At 44.9% G+C, this 700-nt stretch carries 1 protein-coding gene; it reads left to right on the forward strand.

Annotation, left to right across the window (positions count from 1 at the left end):
* Positions 1-632: group II intron maturase-specific domain-containing protein (locus CWB66_RS20160; protein WP_289508515.1), on the forward strand; the 632-nt coding region annotated here is incomplete at its 5' end.
* Positions 633-700 lie beyond the last annotated feature (68 nt).

A 700-nucleotide genomic window follows, 5' to 3' on the forward strand; every position in this document is an offset into this window, starting at 1 on the left:
ACACGCTAACCTCAAAAAACCAGACGGTTGCACCTTACGCTGATGACATAATCATTTTAGTAAAAACGAAAAGCGAAGGACTCATAATCCAACGGGAAATTACTGCGTTTATCACTCAGCGATTAAAACTCAAAGTGAATGAATCGAAAAGTCGAGTCGGTCCCGTATCAGGCTCGAAATTTCTCGGGTTTACCTTCCGTTACGCTCAAGTGCAGATCCACGAACAGGCGCTAAAGAAATTTAAAGCAAATGTAAGAGAACTCACTAACCGCAACTGGGGGATCTCAATGACCCTACAAATTCATAAACTCACGCAGTATTTACGCGGCTGGGGACACTACTACCTAATAGCCAACGCTTATCAACTAACAGTGGATTTAGATCATTGGATCCGTCGTAGGATAAGAATGTGCTACTGGCGGCAATGGCGTAAACCTCGCACCAAAGTACGCAGTTTAATGAAATTGGGTGTTAGCGAGCGACTCGCCATAGCCTGTGGTATCACCAGTAAAGGCCCTTGTAGAAGCTCAAAAACAAAAGGAATTAACATTGCGCTAGGTAATGACTATTTAGCATCACAAGGTTTAGTGTCATTGAAAGATATTTGGATCAATATTCATTACGGGAGATGAACCGCCCATTGCGGACCCGCATGATGGGTGGTGTGGGGGCTGGAGGTTAGAGACCTCCGGCTACCCGA

This window comes from Pseudoalteromonas sp. S558 (assembly GCF_005886635.1).
Taxonomy (GTDB): domain Bacteria; phylum Pseudomonadota; class Gammaproteobacteria; order Enterobacterales; family Alteromonadaceae; genus Pseudoalteromonas; species Pseudoalteromonas aliena.